Origin of the sequence: Bartonella birtlesii IBS 325 (assembly GCF_000273375.1) — a bacterium.
Classification (GTDB): domain Bacteria; phylum Pseudomonadota; class Alphaproteobacteria; order Rhizobiales; family Rhizobiaceae; genus Bartonella; species Bartonella birtlesii.
In genome coordinates, this window is record NZ_CM001557.1 from 1,532,286 (window position 1) to 1,538,314 (window position 6,029).

The 6,029-nt window shown below is 42.2% G+C and carries 5 protein-coding genes and 1 pseudogene; all 6 read right to left on the reverse strand.

Translation table 11 applies throughout. The annotated features are described in order from the left end of the window. Positions 1-2 precede the first annotated feature (2 nt). Positions 3-1,028, reverse strand: a complete 1,026-nt coding sequence (locus QWU_RS07360) for a phage tail protein (RefSeq protein ID WP_017196496.1) — start codon at positions 1,026-1,028, stop codon at positions 3-5. A 12-nt stretch (positions 1,029-1,040) separates the two neighbouring features. Further along, positions 1,041-1,712: a transglycosylase SLT domain-containing protein gene (locus QWU_RS07365; protein WP_006589475.1), complete on the reverse strand. Its 672-nt coding sequence runs from the start codon at positions 1,710-1,712 to the stop codon at positions 1,041-1,043. Then, positions 1,709-3,088, reverse strand: coding sequence for a hypothetical protein (locus QWU_RS09380; RefSeq protein WP_245256353.1), 1,380 nt, complete (start codon positions 3,086-3,088; stop codon positions 1,709-1,711). Before QWU_RS09380 ends, QWU_RS07365 begins: the two co-directional genes overlap by 4 nt. An 8-nt stretch (positions 3,089-3,096) precedes the next feature. After that, positions 3,097-3,804 (reverse strand): glycine zipper family protein, encoded by a 708-nt coding sequence (locus QWU_RS10405; protein ID WP_245256354.1) that lies wholly within the window; start codon positions 3,802-3,804, stop codon positions 3,097-3,099. Positions 3,805-3,812: 8 nt separating this feature from the next. Then, a complete protein-coding gene (locus QWU_RS07375; protein WP_006589473.1) occupies positions 3,813-5,237 on the reverse strand; it encodes a hypothetical protein in 1,425 nt (474 codons plus the stop codon). A gap of 44 nt (positions 5,238-5,281) precedes the next feature. After that, positions 5,282-5,857: pseudogene (locus QWU_RS09385) on the reverse strand (hypothetical protein); the annotation flags it as partial. Between the last annotated feature and the right edge of the window lie 172 nt (positions 5,858-6,029).

Genomic DNA, 6,029 nt, shown 5'->3' on the forward strand with positions numbered 1-6,029 from the left:
CCTCAGGTTTTTATCGCAAAGACAACCGATACATTAATCGGGCGCGTTTCACTTCTCCTGTTCAACAAACCTGAGAGATGTTGTCTATCTGATTGCGCTCGAGGAACGGATAAAATATCATAAGTTCTAATATCTTCTTCTCTTACTCCAGAAACCGCCGAAACTTTCTTTTTCTTATCATCATCAAGTATATGCCCCCATAAAATGGTTGCATCTCCATGCCAATAATGAGCATTATCCTCTCTTATCTGTGAAACCGAGACCCTATGACCCTCATGTTCATGGGCTTGAATTAAATCCTGCTGTATACTCGCAAAACTACGCCCTGTATCAACATTGCGTCCTCCATCATAACCACGTAAAAACATCCCACGCAAATCCGGGATATTGAACGTTCTGTAGCCATCTCCACTCCCCCATCTCGTGCCTATCGCCGCAAATAAATCACTATAAAACATCCGTGAATAAGCTTGTCCGTCACACAGCAACCAACCACTAGGCAACGCCTGCATTGCAAACGTACCGATAAAACCTGACGGATAAGGAGAACCTGACAAACCTAATTGCGACTGTGTAGAAGTAGGATTAAGCAACTGCCAACCAGAGATCTCTTCATCATACACTAAAGTATAAATGCATCCGTTTTGAAGCTCTCCTCCCTCTAACAAAATCGCACCGTTGCTTTCTGACGCTTTGTAAACAGGTTTAGTTGAGAGACTATTGAGCGCTACCGTGGTTCCTCCAACATTCTTGCCTTTTGCTTTAAAGCGCAAAACTATACCATTCTTGTACTCCAAAAATTGTGATTTGGTTTGGAGCCTAATCGATGTTGTTTGTTGGCTGTGATTAACCGTAAACGTACTTTCTATCGCACCGCCCGTATCCGATAAATACTCTCTTACACGTTGCATCATACCACGTGCACTGTTATTGATTGTGCTAGGACGTTGTCCTTCTGACCAATCAATTAAATCATCAGAACGTGTATTATCCGCCGCTCTAAGCGACCAATCATAAATCGTTGACATTTCTCGTAAATCCTAATTTCGGTAAAACGGTCCGTAAAATGCACGCATAAATTGCGTCATGAAAGGATTATCATCTTCATCACTCTCTTCTTCTTTCGAAGCTTCTTCCTGTGATGCTAATAAGGCCCGTAAAACTTCTAGCAAATTGTCTCTATTACCAAATTTTCCCTGTGCTACAGGATGACTATAAGCAACAAAAGATGGGCTCCTTGCCCGTTGCCCACCATACATCTGTAATACACGGTTGACAAAATCACCGGCGCGCATAGCACTGTTCCCACCATTCAAGCCAACCGCATTGCTGCCAACAATTTGTGCTGCATTGGCATGGGGATTTTGTAAAAGACGCGCTGCTCCCCCTGCCCCTTGTTGATGCGCTAAATACAATTCTGCTTCACTAGGCGCCCTTCCCAATAGACGGCTTAAATGGTTGCGATTATCAAGTGTCAACCGCCCCATGGCATCTGCCGCTTGCATGGGGTCAAACCTATCCTGCAAACCATATTGTTTGGCGGTGCTATCGATAAATTGATACAAACCACCAGCAGAAGAGCGTGGATTCCTTGCATTCGGATTGCCTCCACTTTCCACTTGCGCAACACGGTATAAATAGCTTTCAGGCAAGCCATAACGCGCTGCTGTTTGCCGTATCGCTTGATTGACAGAAGGACTATAACGGGTCATTGAACCTTACTCCTTGTCCATCTACCCGTTTCTCCCATCAGTAATGAAGAAATAAAATGTGCTGCCTTCTCAGTAAAAATTCCCCTTTTATGCCAATCTATGAACCTTTGTAACATTTGAGCAACTTCCTGCTGGTTCATACCTTTAACGCCAAAAGTTGCTAACTTCGTCATATCACGTTCAAATATTTGCCTTTCTTTTTGAGGCAATTTCCTAATTGTATCCGATAAAATATTTTGTGTAATTTTTGCTCCTGCACGTGCTGCACTCACTTTTCCATACGGCATATTAACACCTGTAAAATGAGAAGGTTCAGGCGTTCCTTGAAACGGTTTGAATGCCCTTTGGGCTGCATCTTCATAGAACCTTTCGTCATCTACAGCTTTTCTAAACGCATGAATATTTTTAAGATTTAAAGACCGGCTAAGATTATCAGACATGCTACCCGTTTGTAAAATATTCGAAAGGCTATTAACAGGGCGAGAACCTTTTAATATGTCATCTATATAGTCTCTCATCCCTACATGATAGGTATTGAGACCATTTGACATCACTCCTTTACGAAGACCTTCTGCAATCCCCTCTCCAGATACATCTCTTTCTGCAATTTTTTTGCCTTGTGCTATCGCTTCTTCAAAACCTTCATATTTTGCTACACTAGCCCGTGCTGCTTTATAAGTAGGAGAGATTCTGTCCGTTATCTCTAACAAGTCTTTCTTAAGCGATTGGTATATAGAAACCATTTGCTTGTCGCCAAAATTCTGATGTTTATTTATAAAGTAATCAAGAGACTTCTTGGTTTGATCTAATAATTCCATTGTAGGCTTATAGTTAAGATGGCTAAAATCTCTCGAATAAAACATCTCAGGTTTTGCCTTACGGCGATCTCTTTTTAAGATTTTAACTGCTCGCTCGACAGCTTCTTGAAACACTTCATTTTCAAAAAGCTTATCAAGAGCTCCATAATGCTTTTCCCCTATCGGAGTTCGCATCGCTTTTTCATAAAGATGTCCATATGCTGCTTCCCCACTCTCTTTAAGTGCCCTTTTTAAAACTTTCGTATCTTGGAGAGGCGTAATGTTTTCGTCTGCCGATTGACCAATACGGCGAATAGCATTCTGCACTCGTTCCCCGTGTGCTTGTTTCAAAAGTTCAGAAACACGCGTATTTGTTGTCCCCATATTCGCAAGTGATACTTCTAAATTCGGACTAATATCTGTCAAAAATGCATGGCGTGGTGCATTTGCAAGACTTTCTGCAACATTTTCAATACCATCATCATATAATGTTTTTGCAACTTCTCTAACTGCTTTGGTTTGAACTTCCTTATGAGCAGGATTAAAACGTCCTCCTTTTATAAAAGGAACATGTTGCAATCCCCTTCCTATTTTTTTGTTCCCCAAGAAGCAGCTGTACCAGCAAGAGAACCAACAGGACCAGCTACTCCTCCAATAACACCACCAGTCCCTGCCGATATAAGACGACCAGAAAGACCATCTCCTGCTCCAGAACCATGCAAAGCACCAGAACCAGCTCCTAAAAGTGCCGCCTTTCCAAGATTTCCAAATGTTGATGTTGCCACTGAACCGGCTCTTAAAAGTCCTAGCCCAGGGATGAATGATGCTGCTGTTGGTACAATAGAACCAAGTATATAACCAATAGAAGACCACACTGGATGTTTTTCTTCCAAGGCTTTTTGGTAAGCACGTTCCTTGGCTACTCTTCTGTTATAGATCTCTTCTGCTCGTTTATCGCCGCTCCAATAATCCGTAAAACCCGCTTCATTCGCTGCTTGTATCTCATCACTATAACCTGCTGTTAAACCAGATATCCCATGGCTCATAATCGCATCCCACACACTAAGATCTTCATCAGAAAATGAGAAGTCATCTGTTGTATCTTGAGTGCTTGAAATCTCAGGACCAACTACTTTATATTCCCTAGCCCATTCAGGGAGAAGTGACTTATCATAATCCTTATATTCAGAGTAATCCGCTATATTTTGAGGGTTGGGGATCTCAGGACCAACTACCTTATATTTCCTAGCCCATTCAGGGAGAAGTGACTTATCATAATCTTTGTATTCAGACATGGGATAACCTATTTTTCTACAGGGACTAGATTGCCATTTGCACGCCTAACCAAAAATACTGTTCCTTTTGGAAGGTTTTCGACATCTTTTGCACTTTTTACTATTGGTGCATTTGCATAATTCCCTTTAGGCATCGATAAATCTATCGAATATTGATCAGAGATTTCCTTAGGCGTTTCTAGAGGCTGCCCTGTTAACGCATTGTATAATTTAGTATCATTAAGCTTATTAAAAGCACTCAATGTTGTTTCAAGAAGACGTAAAGTCTTCTCCAATCCTTTCTTATCGCGCCCAACATCCAAAGAACCAAACATCGATGTCATCGCCTTACTTTCGAAATCTGATATAGGACCAACCCCTGCTGTGCCGTTAGGACTCATCGATTTTAGGTTCTCAAATACAGTCTTTAGAACGCCACCTCTAATCCCATCCAATAATTTGTCTAATTCATATGCAGGTGTTCCTCCAATGCCGCGTGACCCCCATCCAACAAACCCTGTCGAATAACCGTCTTTTATGAGTTTGATAGCGTCTGCAATATCACTTAATCCAGCACGCAGCTGCTGTTTATTGACAAGAACATTTCTTCTCTTTTTATCCTCCCATTCCTTCTGTGCTTGTAGTTTCTGATTATACTCAAGTGCCTGTAGAGAGCCTTTAATCGGTCTCGCTTCACGTTCACCTGTCTGTGGATTGGTATACCATTGATACCCCAGAGGTAACTTAGAAGTATCATCACCTGTTAGCAATGCGCTAAGCATTTGAGGATTCCGTGCCATGATAGCGGCTTCTTCTTCGCTGTAGCCTTTAGACTTTAGATATTCGACGGTCTGGTTAACCTGTCTTCTCTCTTTATCGCCTGCATTAAGATGCTTCACACCACTTGCAAGCGCATCCCACCCAGAACCGCCTGAGGGCGCTGCCGCCATACCTGCAAAAAGATCTTGAAGCTTCTGATACGCATCAGATTGAAAAAACTTATAAGTATTGGACTGTAAAAATTTCTCTGCATCTGTTGGTTCAGGAGGCGGTGTTGGAGATGCGGGTGCTAATGGTTGCGTTTGTTCATTAACATGAGGTTTAAGTTCTTGTGGAGTACTCTCTAGTGCATTTGGCATAGGGGAATGATTTCCTACACCAAGAGGCATTTCCGTTCTAGGAGACGTATAGGGCATAAATGGTCCATATGGCTGCTGCATATTCTGTAAATAGGGGTTGTTTGGAGCATGTACTTCCTCTGGTGCCATCAAAGGGGCAAGAGTCATTGCTCCTCCAGTAGCTATGGCACTCTTTGGATTTGCTTTCATGAATTGTCCAAATCTTTGCGCCCCTGTAACCGCTTTTGGAGCCACTCTGGGATAAAGATATCTCATAATATGCGGTGCAAATCTCGCTCCTGCTACTAAAGCCATTGGTATTATCGGTGCAACCATCACACTCTCCTACAAAACTATTCTTTAATTATTCTACATTCTCATTACCTATTCATGTAATTTAAAAAGGCATTGGATGCTCCTCCTGCCAATGCTGCTCCTACTGGACCACCTGCCATGTAACCAAAAGCCATCGGAGCTACCTGAAGAGCTAGAGAGCCTACAGTTCCTGTATTCTTCCATGGACTATTACCTTGCATGGTAGAACCTGACACATTATTCGTTGTCGTACCGTAATTCCTTGCAAAGCCATGCGCAGCATTCATCAACATATTCAACCTATTCCAGCCGCTATTGTCTTGCTCCAGCCAACGTTCACGATTGGCATCAACAACTCTTTGATTGTGGGCATCAAGCACACCTCCCCCCTGTATAGCATTGGAATAGGCATTGCCATAACCCTGTAAGAAGTTATTTGATACTCCCAACTGACTTTGATTGGCTTGATCAATCATGGCATTGGCTTGCATCATGCGGTCCGCATCACGATTATATTGATCTGCCATAGCACTGGTGGACAAAGCACCAAGTTCATTTGCCAATACACCTGTATGGGCACCGGATCCATAACGACCCGCACCTGCAAAAGAGCTGTTAATCGTATCTCTTACACGGTCTACAAGACATTGATTTATAATGATAATTCACTGTTTTGTATGTTGAATGAGAGTCTCGAATATCGTAAGATTCTCTCATTTCAAATCTGTTTATGTTGAATCAACTAAAACCACTTACTTGCACATAACAAGTGGGATGAGTGTGTGGATCAAATTTGTAGTAAGAAAGGACTAA